This is a genomic window from Pseudomonas nitroreducens TX1, assembly GCF_000313755.1.
In the GTDB taxonomy this organism is placed as follows: Bacteria; Pseudomonadota; Gammaproteobacteria; order Pseudomonadales; family Pseudomonadaceae; genus Pseudomonas; species Pseudomonas nitroreducens_A.
This window is the reverse complement of record NZ_AMZB01000079.1, coordinates 1-19,073: the sequence shown is the minus strand read 5'-3', so window position 1 is coordinate 19,073 and position 19,073 is coordinate 1. Positions and strand designations below refer to the sequence as shown.

General features: G+C 58.6%; 19 protein-coding genes and 1 pseudogene. 15 read left to right on the top strand and 5 right to left on the bottom strand.

Features of this window, described 5'->3' with window-relative positions; genetic code table 11:
• Positions 1 to 9 precede the first annotated feature (9 nt).
• From C167_RS0104310 to C167_RS0104295, 4 genes are read left to right on the top strand one after another with little or no spacing between them, the layout of a single operon-like run.
• Entirely contained in the window at positions 10 to 291 is a 282-nt protein-coding gene (locus tag C167_RS0104310; protein WP_017517031.1) for a hypothetical protein, read from the top strand.
• 57 nt (positions 292 to 348) lie between these two features.
• Positions 349 to 1,509: a phage tail sheath family protein gene (locus C167_RS0104305; protein WP_017517030.1), complete on the top strand. Its 1,161-nt coding sequence runs from the start codon at positions 349 to 351 to the stop codon at positions 1,507 to 1,509.
• Between the two features lie 17 nt (positions 1,510 to 1,526).
• Positions 1,527 to 2,030, top strand: coding sequence for a phage major tail tube protein (locus tag C167_RS0104300; RefSeq protein ID WP_017517029.1), 504 nt, complete (start codon positions 1,527 to 1,529; stop codon positions 2,028 to 2,030).
• Between the two features lie 8 nt (positions 2,031 to 2,038).
• Positions 2,039 to 2,353, top strand: coding sequence for a phage tail assembly protein (locus C167_RS0104295; protein ID WP_017517028.1), 315 nt, complete (start codon positions 2,039 to 2,041; stop codon positions 2,351 to 2,353).
• 265 nt (positions 2,354 to 2,618) lie between these two features.
• Here the strand turns inward: C167_RS0104295 and C167_RS32195 are convergent.
• Both C167_RS32195 and C167_RS0104285 read right to left on the bottom strand, forming a co-directional pair.
• Positions 2,619 to 2,963 (bottom strand): annotated as a pseudogene (locus C167_RS32195) (helix-turn-helix domain-containing protein); the annotation flags it as partial.
• The gene (locus C167_RS0104285; RefSeq protein ID WP_017517026.1) at positions 2,953 to 3,261 is read right to left on the bottom strand and encodes a type II toxin-antitoxin system HigB family toxin; all 309 of its coding nucleotides are present in this window, start codon (positions 3,259 to 3,261) and stop codon (positions 2,953 to 2,955) included. The pseudogene C167_RS32195 and the gene C167_RS0104285, both read right to left, overlap by 11 nt.
• A gap of 83 nt (positions 3,262 to 3,344) precedes the next feature.
• On the opposite strand from C167_RS0104285, the gene C167_RS0104280 reads away from it, so the two are divergent.
• From C167_RS0104280 to C167_RS0104255, 6 genes are all read left to right on the top strand, one after another.
• Complete coding sequence (locus C167_RS0104280) at positions 3,345 to 5,801, top strand: phage tail tape measure protein (RefSeq protein ID WP_017517025.1); 2,457 nt, start codon at positions 3,345 to 3,347, stop codon at positions 5,799 to 5,801.
• A gap of 11 nt (positions 5,802 to 5,812) precedes the next feature.
• Positions 5,813 to 6,658 (top strand): phage tail protein, encoded by an 846-nt coding sequence (locus C167_RS0104275; protein WP_017517024.1) that lies wholly within the window; start codon positions 5,813 to 5,815, stop codon positions 6,656 to 6,658.
• Complete coding sequence (locus tag C167_RS0104270) at positions 6,633 to 6,839, top strand: tail protein X (protein ID WP_017517023.1); 207 nt, start codon at positions 6,633 to 6,635, stop codon at positions 6,837 to 6,839. Before C167_RS0104275 ends, C167_RS0104270 begins: the two co-directional genes overlap by 26 nt.
• A 50-nt stretch (positions 6,840 to 6,889) precedes the next feature.
• A complete protein-coding gene (locus C167_RS0104265) occupies positions 6,890 to 7,504 on the top strand; it encodes a hypothetical protein (RefSeq protein WP_017517022.1) in 615 nt (204 codons plus the stop codon).
• Between the two features lie 74 nt (positions 7,505 to 7,578).
• Positions 7,579 to 8,628, top strand: coding sequence for a phage late control D family protein (locus C167_RS0104260; protein ID WP_017517021.1), 1,050 nt, complete (start codon positions 7,579 to 7,581; stop codon positions 8,626 to 8,628).
• Between the two features lie 116 nt (positions 8,629 to 8,744).
• The gene (locus C167_RS0104255) at positions 8,745 to 8,951 is read left to right on the top strand and encodes a carbon storage regulator (RefSeq protein WP_017517020.1); all 207 of its coding nucleotides are present in this window, start codon (positions 8,745 to 8,747) and stop codon (positions 8,949 to 8,951) included.
• 64 nt (positions 8,952 to 9,015) lie between these two features.
• Here C167_RS0104255 and C167_RS34415 read toward each other — a convergent pair whose 3' ends face one another.
• On the bottom strand, positions 9,016 to 9,657 hold the full coding sequence (locus C167_RS34415; RefSeq protein ID WP_157791816.1) for a hypothetical protein: 642 nt from the start codon (positions 9,655 to 9,657) through the stop codon (positions 9,016 to 9,018).
• Between the two features lie 118 nt (positions 9,658 to 9,775).
• Between C167_RS34415 and C167_RS0104250 the strand changes: the two genes are divergently transcribed.
• On the top strand, positions 9,776 to 10,459 hold the full coding sequence (locus C167_RS0104250; RefSeq protein WP_017517019.1) for a glycoside hydrolase family 19 protein: 684 nt from the start codon (positions 9,776 to 9,778) through the stop codon (positions 10,457 to 10,459).
• Between the two features lie 839 nt (positions 10,460 to 11,298).
• Here C167_RS0104250 and C167_RS0104240 read toward each other — a convergent pair.
• Positions 11,299 to 11,994: an SOS response-associated peptidase gene (locus C167_RS0104240; RefSeq protein WP_026078801.1), complete on the bottom strand. Its 696-nt coding sequence runs from the start codon at positions 11,992 to 11,994 to the stop codon at positions 11,299 to 11,301.
• An 88-nt stretch (positions 11,995 to 12,082) separates the two neighbouring features.
• On the opposite strand from C167_RS0104240, the gene C167_RS0104235 reads away from it, so the two are divergent.
• Both C167_RS0104235 and umuC read left to right on the top strand, forming a co-directional pair.
• Complete coding sequence (locus C167_RS0104235; protein WP_017517017.1) at positions 12,083 to 12,514, top strand: LexA family protein; 432 nt, start codon at positions 12,083 to 12,085, stop codon at positions 12,512 to 12,514.
• Positions 12,507 to 13,775 (top strand): translesion error-prone DNA polymerase V subunit UmuC, encoded by a 1,269-nt coding sequence (gene umuC / locus C167_RS0104230; protein ID WP_017517016.1) that lies wholly within the window; start codon positions 12,507 to 12,509, stop codon positions 13,773 to 13,775. The genes C167_RS0104235 and umuC overlap by 8 nt, the downstream gene beginning before the upstream one ends.
• 11 nt (positions 13,776 to 13,786) lie before the next feature.
• Here umuC and C167_RS0104225 read toward each other — a convergent pair whose 3' ends face one another.
• Positions 13,787 to 15,418: a hypothetical protein gene (locus C167_RS0104225; RefSeq protein WP_017517015.1), complete on the bottom strand. Its 1,632-nt coding sequence runs from the start codon at positions 15,416 to 15,418 to the stop codon at positions 13,787 to 13,789.
• A 227-nt stretch (positions 15,419 to 15,645) separates the two neighbouring features.
• Here C167_RS0104225 and C167_RS35030 point away from each other — a divergent pair, with 227 nt between their 5' ends.
• Together C167_RS35030 and C167_RS33580 are read left to right on the top strand one after the other, a co-directional pair.
• Complete coding sequence (locus tag C167_RS35030) at positions 15,646 to 17,127, top strand: hypothetical protein (protein ID WP_017517014.1); 1,482 nt, start codon at positions 15,646 to 15,648, stop codon at positions 17,125 to 17,127.
• Between the two features lie 705 nt (positions 17,128 to 17,832).
• Positions 17,833 to 18,783: a DUF4365 domain-containing protein gene (locus C167_RS33580; RefSeq protein WP_081596643.1), complete on the top strand. Its 951-nt coding sequence runs from the start codon at positions 17,833 to 17,835 to the stop codon at positions 18,781 to 18,783.
• Positions 18,784 to 19,073 lie beyond the last annotated feature (290 nt).

Here is a 19,073-nt window from a genome sequence, read left to right as displayed (position 1 = left end):
GGTCTGACCATGCTGGTTTACCAATACGACACCGCCGGGCTGTATGCCGGGCAAGCCGAGGCCGATGAATCGCCGTTGGAGACCGGCGTCTACCTGCTGCCGGCGCGCTGTACCGAGGTGGCCCCGCTCGAGCACTGGCCCGACGACAAGTGGCCACGCTTCAACGGCGTCGCGTGGGAGCTGGTCAACAAGCCCACCCCCGAGGCCGCAGCGGATCCCGTGGCAAAGCTCTCCGCCTTCCTGCAACAGAACCCCGACGTCGCCGCTCTGCTCGACCTCGGCAATAACTGATCGACCCTCACCCGAACCCACCGCCACCCGGCGGTTTTTTTACGTCTGGAGAACCCCATGAGCTTCTTTCACGGCGTCACCGTGACCAGCATCGACACCGGCGTGCGCACCATCGCGTTGCCGTCGTCCTCCATCATCGGCCTGGTCGACACCTTTACCCCCGGCGCGAACATCACGGCCCAGGTTGACGAGCCGGTACTGATCACCAACGAACGCGAAGCCGCCGCCGCGTTCGGCACCAGCTCGGCCATCTTCAAGTCCTGTCAGGCCATCTACCAGCGCACCACGGCCGTCATCGTCGCCGTCGGCGTGGCGAAGAACGCCACGCCTGCCACCCAGACGTCCGCGGTGATCGGCGGGGTGGACATCAACGGCAAACGCACCGGCCTGCAGGCGCTGCTCGATGGCAAACCACGTTTCAACGCCCAGCCCCGGCTGATCGTGGCGCCGGGGCATTCCTCCACTGCCGCCGTGGCCACCGCCATGGAAGGATTGGCCGACAAGCTGCGGGCAATCGCCATCGTCGATGGCCCAGGCACCACCGATGCCGCTGCCACCACCTACGCCAAAACCTTCGGCAGCAAACGGGTCTACCTGGTAGACCCCGGCGTGCAGTATTGGGACACCGCCACCAGTGCCACCGTGGACGCCCCAGCCTCGGCCTGGGTTGCCGGCCTGTTCGCCTGGACCGACAGCCAATACGGCTTCTGGGCGTCGCCCTCGAACAAGGAATTCGTCGGCATTACCGGCACCGTGCGCCCGGTGGAGTTCCTGGACGGCGACGACACCTGTCGCGCCAACCTGCTCAACAACGCCAACATCACCACCATCATCCGCGACGGCGGCTACCGGCTGTGGGGCAACCGCACGCTATCCAGCGACCCGAAATGGACCTTCGTGACCCGCGTGCGCACCCTGGATATGGTCATGGACGCCATCCTCGCCGGGCACAAATGGGCGGTGGACCGCAGCATCACCCGCACCTACGTCAAGGACGTCACCGAAGGCCTCGAGGCCTTCATGCGCGACCTGAAGAATCAGGGCGCGGTGATCGACTTCGAGGTCTATCCGGATCCGCAGCTCAACACCACCAGCCAACTGGCCCAGGGCAAGGTGTATTGGAACATCCGCTTCACCGACGTCCCCCCGGCTGAAAACCCCATCTTCCGCGTCGAAGTCACCGACCAGTGGCTGACCGAAGTGCTCGCCGCCGCCTGACATGAGGAGTAACCCGCATGGTTCCGCAAACGCTCTACAACACGAATCTGTTCGTCGACGGTGTTAGCTTCGCCGGCGACGTGCCAAGCCTCTCGCTGCCCAAGCTCACCGTAAAAACCGAGGAGTACCGCGCCGGCGGCATGGACGCCCCCATTGAAATGGATCAGGGTCTGGAAAAGCTGGAGGCATCGTTCTCCGCCAAGGGTGTGCGTCGCGAGGCGCTGAAGTTATTCGGCCTGGCCGATCAGACGGCCTTCAACGCCACGTTCCGTGGATCCTTCAAAGGGCAGAAGGGCATCACCACTGCCGTTGTCTGCACCCTGCGCGGGCTGCTCAAGGAAGTCGACCCAGGCGAGTGGAAGCCGGGCGGGGAGGCCGAGTTCAAATTCGCCATCGCCGCCAGCTACTACAAGCTGGAAGTGGGCGGCCGGGTGATGTTCGAAATCGACCCGGTGAACTGCGTGCGCAACATCAACGGCGTCGACCAGCTGGCCGCCGTTCGTGCTGACCTGGGCCTGTGAGGACCATCATGAGCGAACTGAAAACCCTGCCGGCCTGGTTGTCGGTCACCGACGACGGCGCCACCGTCAAACTCTCCCGTCCTGCCGAGTTCAACGGCGTGCAGCAAGACACCCTGACCCTGCGCTCGCCCACCGTGCGCGACATCCGCGCCGCGACGCGCAACAGCGGTGATGATGACGACCGCGAACTCCAGCTGTTCGCATCCCTCGCCCAGGTCGGCCGCAGTGAACTGGAAGCGCTCAAGCTCACTGACTACCAGCGCCTGCAGGCCGCCTACTTTCGCCTGGTGCAGGACGACGGGGTACCACCCCGCAATCCATAAATGCGCGGCCAAACGCGCGGCGGCGGAGCTTCACTTCTCCGCCGCCGAGCTGGAAGGCATGCCGTTTATTGAGCTGGCGTGGTGGCTGAGTGATTGAGTTGCATCACTTTCGCTGCGAGGCTGCTACTCGTTCGGCTTTGCGGGGCAGGCCCTGTTGCTTCAGGCTGGTCGCCATTTCCCGGACGGAGGAGAGCAGGTCCTCAGTGAACTGTGCCGCCTCCGGTCCTCCCGGTCGGCTGCTCCCAACCGGTTCGACTTCATCGGGCAACAAGCTCTCGTAAGGAATCCGTAGCCCTTGGTGCAGGCGGACAATCATACTCAGGCTGAGCGCCCGTTTACGGTTCAGCACCTCTGAAACTCGTCCGCTGGAGCCGATGTATTTCTCCAGGTCGCGCGGAGTCAGTCCCTGTTGTTCCATACGGAATTTGATGGCCTCGACTGGATCGGCCGGGCCGATTGGATAGTGCTTGTTCTCATACGCCTCGATCAGCGTCACCAGCACCTCCATCTCGTCGGCCTCCGGCGTTCCTTCCGGCGCCTGAAAAATACTTTCCAGACGTTGGAAGGCGGCCTGCAGATCGTCGTCATTTCGGATCGGCTTAATAGTCATTCACTGTCTCCGCATTTATCTGGTCGTACCGTGCGTGGTTCCCCACGAACTTCACCCACGCGATACCGCAGCGGTACTGCATTTCGGCAATCAGGCGGTACTTGTTGCCGCCGATGTTGAACACCACGCGGTTGTTGCCGCAGATGCTCGCGTTACGAAACTGGTTCTTCACGTCCTGCGGCGTCTTCCACTGAGCTTTCACCGCCGTCTCGTACCAGCTTTCCAGAGGTCCCTTGGCATCCTCTTGCCCGGGCTCCTCCCAGAATTTCACCAACGTGCTTTTTGCAATGACCCGCATTGGCGCCAGTCCTCCCGTTTTGGGAGAGATTAGAGCGCTCACTAATGCCATTCAATCAGAAAATTCCCAATTTGGGAGGTGCCATGAGCAGCAAACTCTCCCTCGGCCTGGTCATCGGTGGCGCTGTCAGCTCGACCGTAGGGGCAGCCTTCAACACGGTGGAGGGACGTATCAAGGGCCTGCAAGCCACCGCCAGCAAGGCCCGGATCCTCCAGAGCACCGTCGGCGAAACCATGCGCCTACAGAAGGAGTGGAAGAAGGCCCACGACACCGGCGCCGAGGGTGCGGACAAACTGCGCGGCAAGCTGGAAACCAACCTGAGCGTCCTGAAGGAGCAGGGCGTTGAGGTGCGCAACCTGGCTCGTGCCTACCAGACGCTGGACCGCCAGGCGCGCGGCGCCGAGCTCAAGGCCCTGGGCCGTACGCAGGTCGCCGAAGGCCTGGGCAGCATGAAGCGCGGCGCCGGCATTGCCATGGCTACCGCCGGCGCGCTGGCCATGCCGACCAAGGTGGCCGGCGACTACCAAGCGCAGATCCGCCAGATGGCCACTTGGGCGCACATCGCTGGCGAGGACAGTGAAAAGCAGATGGCCGCGCAGATCAGCCGGGTCGCCACCGACAAGGGAATGAGCCAGCAGGCACTTGCCCAGGCCGTGGGCGGGCTGATCGAGAAGGGTATCGACTGGCAGGAATCGGTGGACTACGCGCCGTTGATCGCCGACCTGATGGACGGGCAGGGCATGGAAGCCCAAACCATCGCCACCCTGGTTTCCGGCCTTCAGCATACCGGCATCAAAGGCAAGGCCGCGATGACTGCCGCCATGGGCCAGGTAGCAGCCGCCGGCGACATCGGCGCATTCGGCCCGAAGGAAATGGCGCGGTACCTGCCCAGCCTGCTCGGCACCATCCGCAAGCTGGGCATGCAAGGGCCGGAGGCTGTACGCTTCCTCGGGGCCAGCCTGCAATCGCAGTACGCCCAGACACAGGACGCGGCCGCCGCCGCGACCAACATGGACAACCTGTTAAATGCCGTCATCAGCGGCACCAGCCAGGAACGCTTCGCCAAGGAAGGCTATGACCTGGCCAGCAGCCTGATAGCCGCGCAGAAAAGCGGCAAGGCTGCCAACCCGGTAGAGGCGTTCATCCTGCTCACCGACCAGCTCATTGCCCGTAAGGACCCAGCCCAGGCCAAGCAGATGGCCAGCCTGAAAGCCCAGATCAAGGCCGCCAAGGATGGCAGCGCAGAAGAGGCGCAGGCATTCGCCGCACTCCTCGAGGGCGCGGGCCTGTCGCAGATCGTCAGCGACAAGTCGGCAAGCGCCGGCTTGCTCGCGCAGATCAAGTACGGCGCGGACATCAAAGCCAACCTGCAGACCATTGCCCAGACCGACGGCGAAAAGAAAATCGCCCAGGACGCCGAGCGCGCGCGCGAAGTCTCCAAAGCCAAATGGGGCACCGTGGCGGCGAGCATGGAAGCCTCCATGGAGAAAATCGGCAGCGCCATCCGGCCACTGACCGATGCCGTCGCGGACAACCTGACCAAGCTGTTCAACAGCCTGGCTGGCATCGCCGATAAGGCCCCGCAGATCGCCCTGGGCGGCGCCGCAGCTGCCGTAGGTATCTCGGCGCTGTTCACCGCCCTGGGTGCCATCAAGGTGGGGCGCGGTATGTTCAACATCGCCCGCAGCACACTGGGCATGGGTGGCCTGCGCAGCAGAGCCGGGCGCGGTGGTGCCTTGCCCGGAGTGCTGGATACCATCACCGGCGGGCTCACCGGCGCCGGCCAGGCCCAGCCGGTGTTCGTCACCAACTGGCCCGTCGGTGGCCTGGCCGGCGGAGCAGGGGACCTGCTCGGCAGCAGGGGCGGCGCCGCTACTGGTGGTCTCGGCAAGGTCGGGCGGCTCGCCCGCATGGGCCGTGGTGCGGCGGCAGGCCTAAAAGGGAGTGCTGCACTGGCGGTGGTCGGAGGCGGACTGATTGCGCTGGATACCTACGCCAACGCGAAAACCCAGAACGAAAAGGCCTCAGGTTATGGCGAGGCAGGTGGCACCTTGGCCGGGACTCTGGCCGGTGCGGCTGCGGGTGCGGCTATCGGCTCGGTCGTCCCCATCATCGGCACCGCCCTCGGCGGCATCATCGGCGGCGCCTTGGGTGCTTGGGGTGGCGGTGAGCTGGGCAAGCGCATAGGCCTGGGGCTGTTTGGCGAGGATGAGAAACCATTGCCGGCTCCTGTTTCGTTGCTGGCCAACCGGCCGGAGTCCGAGCGCCCCCTCGGCGAAGTCGCGCGCGCCATGGCTGCGGCACAACCTCGCCAGCCGGCGCCGCTGCTGGTCAAGCCGGTGGAGCCGGACAAGGCCGCCAGGCCGACCGTCATCGAGAAGAGCAATACCTTCGCACCTCATGTGGCCGTCACCGTGCAAGGCGACGTGAAGGATCCGCACGAGCTGGCCAACCAGCTGATGCCCTACCTGCAACGCCTGCAGGCTGACGCCCAGGCCCGGCAACAGTCCGACAGCCTCTACGACGCCCCCAACCTGTAACCGAGGACCCCATGGCCTACCTGGACCTGCTGCAAAGCGGCATGACGCACATTGCCTGCGCGAGCGAAGCCGGGCGCCGCTCCTTGGATGGCATGCTCAGCCCCGTCAACGGCGCTATCAGCGACATCGCCGGGGCCGTTGGCGAACTGGACGTGCTGCCGGGTGTACCGGATGGCGTGTCCGAACAGCTACGCCGCATCATGGGCGGCATCAGTGCCGCCCAGCAGCGCGCCAACGACGTCGCCTCGATCTACAACCGCACATCCCGGGTACTCAGCGGCATCGATGAGCGCTTGGGCCAGCTGGGCGAGCAAACCGGCCGCGCCGCGGCCGCCGTCAACCGCGTGGCCGGCAGCCTCAGCCCGGCCCTGTCGGGCATCCTGCCCACCACGGCCTTCGCGCCGGACCTCACGCCGGCGCCGGAGGCGGTGAAGCCGTTCTCGCACCTGCTGATCCTTCAGCCCCTGGCCGCCAACAGCGCGCCGTTCTACTTCAACCTGGACACCGCCGCGTTCGACCAGCTCACCCGGCAAACGGAGTTCCGCTGGGCCTCGCAGGAACGGCTTACACGCCGGCCGGCACAACAGTCCCCTGGCCTGGGCGAGGAGCGTATCAGCCTCAAAGGCGCCATTTTCCCCAACTGGCGCGGCGGCCTCGCCCAGCTCGACACCCTGCGCACCATCGGCGCCCAACTGCAGCCCCTGAACCTCACCACCGGCTACGGTCAGGTCCTGGGCCTCTGGTGCCTCGCGCGCCTCGAGGAGGAGCAGGGCGCCTTGCTGCGCGGCGGCATTCCCCGCAAACAGACCTTCACCCTGGAGTTCATCCGCTATGGCGAAGACCTGCCGAACGTCTGACGGCGACATCCTCGACGCCCTCTGTCATCACTATTACGGCCACCTCAACGGCACCGTGGAAGCGGTGCTGAACGCAAATCCTGGCTTGGCCATGGAGCCGCAACCGTTTCGGGTGGGGCTTCTGATAACCTTGCCTGAAGTCGCAGATTCACCCAGCCAGAATCTGCGGTTGTGGGATTGAATCAGAGTTGTTTCTATGCTCATCCAGATGTTCATCTATAAGGAAGTTGAATGCGTAACGTAATTTTGGGGGCGGTTCTTCTGCTCGTGGGGCTAAACGCTTCTGCAGATGACGTGACTCTGTTTCAAGGCTATAAGTACGGTGCGGCGAAGAGCACGTTCACCAGTGAGAGTGGGTTCTATGACTGTTCGAAATCGCTTCATGCCGACGCCAAATGTCTGGAGCAAGTAGATTTTGCCGGCGATAAATATTTTCTAAGCTTGATATTCGAGAGTTCCAAGCTGGAATCCGTTGTTCTGACTTCCCCCTATTCGTCCGATGCTTACTACAAGCTCATTGGATTATTGAGCGAGAAGTATATGGCTATATTGCTAAAAGATAGGGACACGGAATTTGACGTCGTCCGCTCCTATGCCGAGAACCCTGTTGGTCTGTCAGATGAAATCTTCAAGTATCAGCGCGTCGGCATGAGCACTGGCCAAGTGACCCTCTATATGTTTGAGGGTGCCGATAGTTACATGAAGGGTAAATCCTCCGCGCAACAAGTTTTGAATGCCTTGCCGAGAGATACCCGTATGGCAAAAGTTAACCGGACAAGGGGGCCTGAAAGCGACTACTTCTTCGTTACCTTCGCGGTTCCAAAATTGAGTGGAAAGGACCTTTAGGCAGACATCGGCCTGGCGAGTTCTAGCCCTACCAAAATCCCCACTTAAGTGGGGATTTTTTATGAGGGAGCACGATGAAACCTGAATTCCAGATAGTCGCTGATGGGAGCGACATTACGGCCCTTATCAACGACCGCCTCCTGCTGTTACGCACCGTGGACAAGGTCGGCATGGAGTCCGACGAGTTCGAGTTGCGCATCGATGACCGTGACGGCGCTGTCACGCTGCCGCGAAAAGGCGCGCGCCTCGAGGTGCTACTGGGCTATCAAGGGCAGGCACTGGCACGTCTGGGCGCCTTCACCGTTGATACAGTGGAGTTTGCCGGCCCGCCGGATGCCATCGTGATTCGTGGCCGCGCCAGTGATATGCGTGGCACCGGCAAGGCGGCGCGCAGCGGCAGTTGGGAAGCGGTAAGCCTGGCCCGCATAGTGGCCGACGTCGCTGTGCGCAACGGCTGGCAGCCCGAGTGCCCGGTGACCACCAGCGTGCCCCGGGCCGACCAGCTCAAGGAATCGGACTTTCACTTCATTACCCGCCTGGCCCGGCAGTTCGACTGCACCGCCAAGGTGGCCGACGGCAAGCTCCTGGTGTTGCCTCGCCAGTACGGTCAGACGGCCAGCGGCAGAGCACTGGGGGAGGTCGCTTTGCGCCGGGCGGACGTTTCCCGCTTCCAGTTCCGTTTCGATGATCGCAGCGCGCAGAAGGCCGTCCGCACCCGCTATCAGGACAAGACCAAAGGCCCGCTGCAGGTGCTCGAAATCCCCAACGAAGACGCCCCCGACGGACTGCCGCCTGTCCACACCGATCGCCACATTCACCCCAGTAAGACCGCTGCCGAGCAGGCCGCCCGGGCACGCCTGGCAGCGTTCAACCGCTCCACCGCCAACGTGCGCCTGGAAATGCCCGGTCGGACAGACCTGTTCGCCGAGCGAACGATCAGCGTTTCCGGGTTCAAAGCGGGCGTCGACGGCAGTTACTTGGTGGACTCCGTGGAGCAGGTGTTTACCGCGTCCGGCTGGAGCACAACGGTCGAGTGCAACGCCGGCAAGAGGGGCAAGGCGAAGGCCGGTACAAAGCGCGCTACCGCCAAGAAGTCCACCACCCTCAAGATTCTCACCGTCTGAACTTGTCGGACGCTGCCCTGGTTGTTGTGGGCGATTGCCCAAGCACGATACCCGACCTTGCGGTGCCAGCTGGCTAAGCCATGGTGTACCCATCAACACCCCACGGAGAAAGGGTCATGGGCAACCTGGTACTACAGCGCGACAGCGGCGAGGACATCATTCTCAGTGTCGACCCGGCTACAAGCGATGAAGACCTGATCCGCCAGCTGCGCGGCGACGGCATCGTCGTCCATATCGGCAGAGTCCACGGCAAGACGGCGGACGTCCGCATCAGCGCCCCTAGCTCCATCCACATTATGCGAGCGGAACTCCTCCCAAGGTAGCTCATCACTCCGCTCGGTTTCAGCCCGCCACTGGCGGGCTTTTTTATGGAAGGTTGAAATTCTGCTAGCCGAGTAGGTAGGTGTCCTGAACTGTAACAGGCCCCCATTTATATACTTTCACTGTTTCGCCCCCATTTGCTAAATGTACAAGTTTTCCCGGCGGGACGACTAGTCTCATAAATGCGGTCGGGAACGGGAGGTTCGCTTCGCTACCCGAAGCAAAGTCAAGCGATAAATAAATGTAATGGGGTGAGGCGTTCCGAATGGACGGGGTACCTGAGAGCTGTATATCCAAGAACTGTTTTGCGCTCTGATCTCCCTCCGCTGGAGCGTCTTCAACCTTAGTAATGGTCGTGGTCCCTGCCTCGCCTTCCTTCAGTACCCAGATATCATAGCCCCAAGATTTTGCAACGTAGAACTTTCCTTCTCGGTTGGAACTTCCATAGACCTTTAGCGTGACAATTTTAACTTTCATATAGTCGTTGTAGTTAACTAGCGAAACCCTCCTAGGTCCTGGGCTAGTTAGGCGAATGCCATCAACATCCGAAATGACCGGCCCTAGAGCCTCATCAACTTCATTTTCCCATCCTGGTGCAGCGCAGTTTCCGTCATTCCGCCACTCGTTGGTGCTGCAAACGTAGCGGCCATTGTTAATACAAATAACGGCTCCTTCCGAATAAGCATGTCCCGCGTACTGACATCCCATAGCGTCCTCGCCTCTATACCGATGTTTGATTTCGATTATGGCTTTATGCCATGGCGCTTAACCATAGCTTGTATTCCCGCTGTGCCTGAATCAAATGGAAATATAACCTGGAGAAGTTATGAATATTTCTGAGCAGCAACTGCTGCGCATCCTCCCCAACGCCGGCAAACAAGCCGGCGTTTTTGTTTCTCACCTCAACCGCGCGATGACCCGCTTCGGTATTACCTCATCGGTACGGCAAGCGGCGTTCCTCGCGCAGATCGGCCACGAAAGCGTCCACCTCACTCGCCTGGTGGAAAATCTCAACTACAGTGCCCAGCGCCTGGCCGATGTCTGGCCATCGCGCTACGCCACTAAGGATTCCCGTGGGCGCTACCTGCGAACAGAAAAGGGTGCGTTCATCCCAACGCCGTTGGCCGACCAGTTGGCACGCAAGCCGGAGTTGATCGCCAACACCACCTATGCCGCCCGCAACGGCAACGGTTCAATCTCCTCGGGTGATGGCTGGCGATACCGCGGCCGCGGGCTGCTGCAGGTGACCGGGCGCGACAACTACCGCGCCGCCGGGACCGGCATTGGCCAGCCGCTCCTCGATCGCCCCGAGCTGCTGGAGCTGCCGGAGTTCGCCGCATTGTCCGCAGCCTGGTGGTGGGCCGATCGCAAGTTGAACTCCCTGGCGGACGTCGGCCGGTTCGACGACATCGGCAGCATCATCAATACCGGCCAGCCCGGCCGAGTGCCGGTCGGCGCCGACGATCGCAGGCAGTTGTGGAAGCGTGCGCAGGAGGTATTGCGCGGATAGAAAAAAAGCCGGGCACCCAAGGTGCCCGGCCGGTAAGGACTTACTTGATGAACGGTAACACCTGAAGCACCAAGCTGATCATGGCGATCACCAGCTGGAACGCTTCAATGAGTCTGCCCATAGGCACCTCCACTGAGTTATCTGACAACCCAACGGCTTTGTGATACCTTGAACACGCGAGTGATAGGGGTATCAGCATCACCGATTGGTCCTAAAGATCAACGGTCTGTTGATCGCTCTTATCGGAAGCCCCCGGTTACTGCCGGGGGCTTTTTTTTGCCAAATAAATCCGCTGCGCTACAAGTAGCGAAGAGGCGAAGAGCTGTTTGGCAAAGCAAAGATAATTCGCCGTAAGAACATTTGCAAGGGGCTCTTTAGGGCCTCTAGCTATCACTCTTTGCGGACGACCTAAAATTTGCACCATGCAGTGATATTGTACCGTGTATTCCTGGGTTGGCTCTGGTGTTGGTTGTGCTGTACCCCAGAGATGGCGGGGCTTTGCGTCATTTTGTCATTGCGTTATTGCGTCATCTGGCCATTTGTCCAATTGGTCATTTGGGCGTTTGGCCAATTGTCCTGTTTCGTCGTATTTTTTCAATGTCTAAATAGTGAGGTGTTTTAGACGGTGCCGAAAAGCTTACCCAGTTTTATCGTCGCAATTTCAGTTGCATAAAATAGAGAATCTAAAAACGTACTAAGTTGTGTCGTTTAAAGTAAGTGGCGAAAAACTCTAACGTTTGAGTGGCGTAATTCTGGGAGAAAAATTACTAGTAGAGTTTTCGTAGCTTACGCCGTAGTCTACGAAGCCCATCGTATTGATCGCCGTTTCGTCACCGGAATCAGCGCGAAATCCGTTCAATCAATTCGGATCCCTGATTACGAGCGTTTCCCACGTCGGTAGTCACCGCGTACGCCTCAAAATCTTCCCGGCTCAACGCAATGGTGTCGTAGGCCAGCTCCAGGGATGTCTGCGGTGACAGCCAACACTCCCACTGCTCAGGCGCCAGGATCACCGGCATCCGGTGGTGGATCGCCGCCACTGGCCCGGCGGCATCCTTCGTCAGCAGCGCGCACGAGGTAATCGGCTCGCCCTCCGGCGGCGACCAGGTTGACCAGATCCCGGCGATCGCCAAGACGTTATCGCCAGGCGCATGATGATAGTAGGGCTGGTTCACCGTCCGGCCCGCCTTGTTCTTCACCGGCTCCTTCTCGTTCCACTCGTACCAGCCCGCCGCCGGCATCAGGCAGCGACGGTGCCGGATCGCATCCCGCCACATCGGCTTCGTCGGTGCCTCCTCGCTGCGTGCGTTGAAGGTCATCGGCGGTAGCTTGTCCTTCTTCCACCAGAACGGGATCAGCCCCCAGCGGGCTGCGATCACCTCCTGTTCTCCCGCCTCATTGAGGAACACCATCGGCACCTGTGTGGTCGGCGCAACGTTATAGATGCGCTGGATCCACCGCCCGGAGTTCCTTGCACCGATATGCCAATACCGCTCCATCGCAGCTTCGTCTGGCGATACGTACCTTCCGCACATCAGCACGCCCTCCGTTTGTCTCCCTCCCATTGTAGGAAACGTCCTTGGTCTATTACTGTATTTATATACAGTATATCGGACCTTTCCCATGCTTCATGACGTAGTCGCGCGCCTGCTGGCCCGCAGTCGCCCACTTCCCCTGTTCGCCTTCCGCGTGCCGGCCGGCTTCCCGTCGCCCGCCCAGGACCACCTCGAGCGCGAGATCTCCCTGGACGAGATCCTGCAGGTGAGGGCGCCCCATACCTACCTGGTGCGTTCCGGCGGCGACAGCATGATCCGCGCCGGCATCCACGATGGGGACCTCATGGTGGTCGACCGCTCCCGCGAGGCAGAACCGGGCGACATCGTTATCGCCGCCGTAAACGGCGAGCCCACCGTCAAGCGCCTGGCCAAGGAGCTCGGCCAGATCGTCCTGCGCGCCGAAAACCCCAAGTACCCACCGCGCTACATCCTGGAAGGGGACGAACTGCTGATCTGGGGAGTGGTGCGCTACACCATCCGGTGCCACGACCATGCCTGACCGCGCCATCGCGCTGATCGACTGCAATTCGTTCTACGCCAGCTGCGAACGCGTCTTCCGCCCCGACCTGGCCCGCACACCGATCGTCGTCCTCTCCAACAACGACGGCTGCGTCATCGCCCGCAGCGCCGATGCCAAGCCCCACATCGCCATGGGGGAGCCCTACTTCAAGATCCGCCACAAGCTGGAGCGCCTGGGCATCCTGGCGTTCTCCAGCAACTACGCCCTCTATGGCGATATGAGCGCCCGCGTCATGACCCTCCTCGAGGAGATGGCGCCGGCGGTCGAGGTCTACAGCATTGACGAATGCTTCGCCGACCTCACCGGCATGCCCGGCGACCTGGTGCGCCTCGGCCGAGAAATGCGCGCCCGGGTATTGCGCTGCACCGGCATCCCCGTTGGCGTCGGCATCGGCACCTCCAAGACCCTCGCAAAGCTCGCCAACCACGGCGCCAAAAAGTGGCAAGCCCAGACCGGCGGTGTACTAGACGTGCGCGACCCAGCCCGCCGCGATCGCCTGCTCAGGGCCTGCAAGGTCAGCGACGTCTGGGGCGTCGGCCGTCACATGACAGAACACCTCAACGCCCAGGGTATCAACACCGCCTGGGATCTCGCCCAGGCCGACGCCTGGACTCTGCGCAAACAGTTCAACGTCGTCATCGAAAAGACCGCCCGCGAACTGCGCGGCGTCGCCTGCCTGGAGCTCGAGGAGGCCGCACCACCCAAGCAGGAGATCTGCTGCTCCAGGATGTTCGGCAAACGCTTGCACGAACTCCCACCCATCCGCGAAGCCGTAGCCACCTACGCCGCCCGCGCCTGCGAAAAGCTCCGCGCCCAGGGCTCGTACTGCAAGCGCGTGCAGGTCAGCATCCGCACCGGCATGTTCAACCCCGACGAACCCAAGTTCGCCAAGGGCGTCAGCGTCGAATTGCCGTACCCCACCGACGACACCCGACTGATCACCAAGGCCGCCATGGATGGCCTGGAACTGGTCTACCGGGAAGGATTTGCCTTCAGCAAGGCCGAGGTGCTGCTGCTCGATCTCCGCCAGCCTGGTGAATTCACCGGCGACCTGTTCGCGCCCACCCAGCCCGAGCGCGCCACAAAGGCCATGGCCGTAATGGATGCCATCAACACGAAGTGGGGAAGGGGGACGGTCCGGCCGGGTGGGGTACCCACGGAACCGGACTGGGGAATGCGGAGAGACTTGTTGAGCCGTCGTTACACGACAAACTTGAGGCAGTTGTGGAGAATTCCATAGAAATAATGAAATTATTCAGCTTCCCCTGAAAGCGATTCCCATGTGGTTTTCAGTAGTGCTTCATATGAGGGGTCCTGAGGGGCCAGCCTATATTTTAAAGCATCTTCCTTTTGTAGTTCATAAGTCTCTTTGCCACCAAGCTTAAGGCATTCGGTGGTAAAGCTTACGGCGCGTTCAGTATCGCCCAGTAGGTGATAAGCATAGCCAAGATTTCCCAGAACGACGGGCCGATAGTCGTTGTCAGCGATAGCTTGGATAAGGGTTTTTATTGCTAGCTCTAAGTGGTTGATGCGTGTGGCTGTGTCGCTCCAGTTCTTCTTGGATAAAAGTATGTGGCAGTAGGCGCGTGTGTTTTTTATTCTTGAAAATTCTAGATTGCTATTTTCGTATTCGTCTATTTTGAAATTTCTTTCAAAATTGTCGCAAATGGTAAGTGCTTCCCCGAGGTCGTTATTGTTGCTAAGGATAGAGGCTTTTGCGCCATAAAGAGTAGGTATGTATTTTGCGATTTTTGTGTCGCTGCTGGACTCATATTTGGCTATGGTGGTGTCTATTAATTCAATTGCTTCGGGGACTCGATCCTGCTCAGATAAACGAATAGATTTGTTGATTGAGGACATTAGGAGGTATTCGATAATGTTGCTGTTGGGCGAGTCTCTAAATCGCTCCAGAATCTCGTTATATATCGAAATTTCAGATTTATTACGCTTCAGATTGCTATAGCACAAAGCTAGTGCGAACATCATTTTTACGAGGTTTTCCTCGTTAGGTGACGCTGAGTGAGTCTCTAGATTGATAGCTTTCCTGAGATTTATTAGTGCGGGATTGAAGCTATCTTGCGATAACAAAGAAAGGCCACGAGCAAAGTGCTCATCTGAGGTAAAGGTGGATTCTGGTTTGAATTCCAGTTCTTCACTAATCTTCCTGACTTTGTCTATATTCTTATCGCTGCTTGAGTCTGTTTGGGGGGGGGTCTTTTGATGTTTGTGCTTGGATGGGCTATCGGTTCGATGCTCGGCAACGTTGGCAGGCACTGGGGGGCGCGTTGTGAGGAGAATTTCGTCGGCGGCCTTGAAGAATTCGTCTCTGCGTTGGTGTATCTCACGAATGGCTTCCTGAGATACATCTTTAAGTTTTTCAACTTCGCTACGTAAGTTACTTGCTTCTTCATGTAGGGTTTGGATTCGAACTGTTAAGATCTCGCCGTGATCCCGAAACCAATGTTCAGCAGCTTCCTTGGCTTCACTGGTGGCTTTGTTCTTTACGCTTATGTAAGTCACAAAGGCAACTAAGATTGTTAATACTGTTATTCCAAGGCCGACAAGCGTCGAAAGGTTGGAGATAGACCCCATGTAGTTCGCCTGTTGGGCGGTTTGAAGCCCAAGGTCTGCAAGCCTTTTGTCTTGCATTGACAACTGATTGTTCGCTATCGCCTCGTTAATTGTTACTTTTGTTGTGACGTAACTGAGTTGTTCTTTGAGATGTTGAACTTCTAACTCTGCGTTCCTGATTTGCTCGTGGAGGTCCTTCTGTGCCTGAAGCTGGGAATTCTTATCAGGAACCGCAGCAGGCTTGGTCGCTGCGATCGGACTGAATAGCACAATTGCGGCGAGGAGGACGTATTTGTAGAAGGCCCTAGGCATTTTTCATCTCAAGATAAGGGGCAGTATTGAGTAATTCTGTTCAAAGGAGGTGTAGATGGCAAGTGGCCTTCAGGTGGAGAAAATCCTGTAAAGTACACTCCTCTACCTCTGCGCGGCCTTCAAACGATGTGAGCTTGGGGCGGCGTCGAGTGCAACGTAATCGAAGGCGCAGACCCCCTTTAGCTTCGGTAGGGTGGCTGCTTCGCCAAGGAAAGGACTCCCGACTCATGCCCGCTGTTATCGCTGAAAACGACGTCTCCATCTGGAACGACGAGACAGGCGCCATCTACCACTTCCCCAAGCGCTACAGCTCGATCCTCAAGCCCGGCACGCAGGTCATCTACTACAAGGGCAAGCTGCTTGATAAAGCCTTCACCGAGCGCCGCCTCAGCGAGCGGCCCCACTACTTCGGTGTGGCGCGCATTGGCTCGGTCGAGCCCGATCCCGAGAGCGATAAAGGCGATCTCCTTGCCATCATCGACGACTACGAGCCGTTCGCGTTTGCGGTGCCGGCCAAGGAAGGAGACAGCTACCTCGAGACTATCCCTCCATCGATGGCTAAAAACTACTGGCGCAATGGGGTCAGGGAGATTGGCCAGCGCGTCTTTAATAGCATCCTGAGCCGGGCAACGATCAAGGCTGCCCCTAGCAGCGCAGAGGGCACAGATCACCTATTCGAGGTCATCACCGACCCGGCAGACATCGCGGCGCTGAACGCCAAGTTTGCGAAGATCATGCGCAAGGGGTTCCCGTACAGGGAATCGCGAGAGCTCACATACCCATCTGGGCATCACACCGGCGACGTCTTTTTTGAGCATGACAAAGGAGATCGGGTTCGCGGCTGGTCACCGCTGGGGCATGACCCGGCCAAGTACGTGAATCACCTGCTATTTGGTGCGCCAGGCGAGTCTGACTGGCTGGAACTGGCCGTGCAGCTGAACTTCCCGAAAGAGACCTGTTCGAGGCTCTACGCCGGCGCGTTTGTTCGCGACGCAACAGGCGAGATCTTCCTGGCTCACCGCGGAAAGCTCACAAAGGGCAAAGCCGGCCTGCCGAAGGACCTCGTCCTATCTCAGTTCAGTAACTGCGTGGATGCTCGGGATGGCAAACAAACGAATCGAGTCATCTTGATTGCCGGCCTAAATGAGCCAGACATGATCGACAAGCTCTTTGCCTTCGCCCAGGAGGCCCGCGAGGTAGCGACTCGAATTGCCGCTATGAGTGCCGAGGCTCGGAATAGCGGCGGAAATGGTGCAGGGAAGAGCGGGGCCGCGCAACGAGACTCGATGATGGCCCTATCCGCGTACTTCGATGAGTTCTCAGGCGAGACGAACGTAGCGCCGCCGGCTACGACAGGTAAGCGGGTAGTGGAGCATGGAGCCATTGTTGCCGCGCTGGCCAAGGCTCTAGGAAGTGGGGCGAATCTACAGAAAAACCAGGCCATCGACCTTGCGGCAACCCACGCCGACTGGACGGAGCTATACGAGGTGAAGACCTCTGCCGATACACAGAGTGTTTACACCGCTGTTGGCCAGCTATTGCTTCACGGCGAGAGCATAAAGGCGCGATTGGGCTTACCGGTGAGGCGCTTCCTAGTGCTCCCCGAACTCCCTCGAAACGACTTCCTCAAGCCGATCTCGCAAGCTTTGGGAGGGGCGGTTATCACGTATCGAAAACATGAGGACAGCTACCTTTTCTCAGGGCTTTAACCCGCAGGAGTGCGGATGTTGCACCTGAGCGGTGATGCTGGCCGTACCACTCTCTGAGTCATAGAGCCCGACACTGGACGAAGCCCACATGTCTCTTTTGCTCACAATTCTCGATGAGTTTTTTCGGTGCCAGCATCAGAAGGGCTGGCTTGCCCTCAGGGCCAAGCCTGACCTCCCAATGCATAAATATCGGACACGCCGAATTGGAAAGCTGACGCCTGCTGGTGAGCTCCAATTCACCATAGGCGCCACCCTGGCCGGGCAGGATTCGCGTCTCAATGAATTTATCTGGGGAATCCTGGAAGCCGAAGGTGTAGAAGTCTTGACTAGGGCCTCCACAAGCGGGAGTCGCGACTACCTGGCAACCTATCCTACGATCGACACTAAGGTGGTCGACCCTACGGTCGTTAGACGCATCATTAAACGGCGAACGAAATTTTCACGACTTGGAAGTACGGCGATTCGGGCGGTGGGGAGGTGCAGTTCGATGCCGAAACCGGCACTGTCAGCGGTTGGCACGAGCCGTGAAGTAAATCGTGCAGGCGTAGCCTCTCATTCTAGCGGGGCGGCTGAGGCCATCTGTGAGCGGCTGCAACAGGGCGGTAGCTGGCTCTCACTAGCTGAAGCAACCGGCCAGAAGGGGCCTAGAGTAGATAAGTAAATTTTCACCTTTTCTGTTTCTAAGATAATTAGTTGGTGTGTGCTATGAATGTCTTTGAATTTGATCAAGGAAGTGCGGGTGAGAGTCTTGCTGCAAGTGCCTTGTCGCTAATATTTAATGGGGAAGCCAGTCGTGAGACGATGAGAGGTGAGGGGACTGGTGCTCTCGATTTTCAGTTGAAATTCGAAACAAGGTTCCCTAGTCCAGCTAATATGCAAGTGGCAGTGCAAGTTAAGACCGGCGTAAGTTTTGGTCGGTGGACTCCGACAAAAAAACGCTGGCGATTACAAAATATTGATAAGTTACATATACAAAAGTGGCGAGCAACAAATCAGCCAGTTCTTCTGATCTGGGTGCGATTAGACCCGGAAACTAAAATTTACTGGAAGCTGATCGATAAAAAAACACCAATTGAAACTCTATCTGTGTCGGAAAGCCATCTGCTGACACCTGCATCGAGATTTGAGATTGAGCGATTGTTGCATAAGCAGAGAGTGCCAGTAGCCAATGCGAGTGGTATTACCGTGCCCTCTCTAAATACTACCTCTGAAGTGCGTGACTGGGCTTGGCCGAGATTCTCAAGAATTAAAGGAGTGTTTAGTTGCTGCTTGGGGGATGTTTCAATCAGTAATTACGCCTGGAGGCACCTCACAAGGATTACTCGCGCGCAATCGCATATACGCGACAGTTTAACTGCTTTGCCATATGCGAAAAGTCTACTCATGCGAACGCCGCATCAGATTCAAACAGTTCCAGGAGATGTATTGCGGGAGGGCGGCAGAGTTGTTGTAAATAGAAAAATACTTGCCGTTTATAGGAATGTTTATTTTTCTGATAAGGGCGACTGTGTGGTCTATATTCGGCTGGATGAAAAAATTGTTTATAAAGAAAACTGGCGGGATAGAGGTTTTATAAGGCAGAAGCTCTATCAAGATCTAAAATTGGAGAGTATTTACAGGAAAACAGCAAAGAACATGAAAACAGCAAAGAAGTAGTGCGCTTCCCCCCTCTTCACTAACCTGTCCTACTCATTTACATGAATGCAAATGATATCAGACACATACCTGAGAAGCGCGTGAAGGTATGATCGCGCGCGAGAGCTGGGGAGCGCGCGGTTAAGATAAAGCAGAATTGCATATTGTCAATAGAAACCTGCGGTCGTATTGAGTTGCGTGGGGAGAGTAGCTAGCTATCAGCGTGTGCAACTCGCGTAGTGATCGCCTCGAGTATCGCGGCGACGGTGGCGGGTGGAATCTGGGTGATCTTGCTGTTCAGGTAGCTGGGC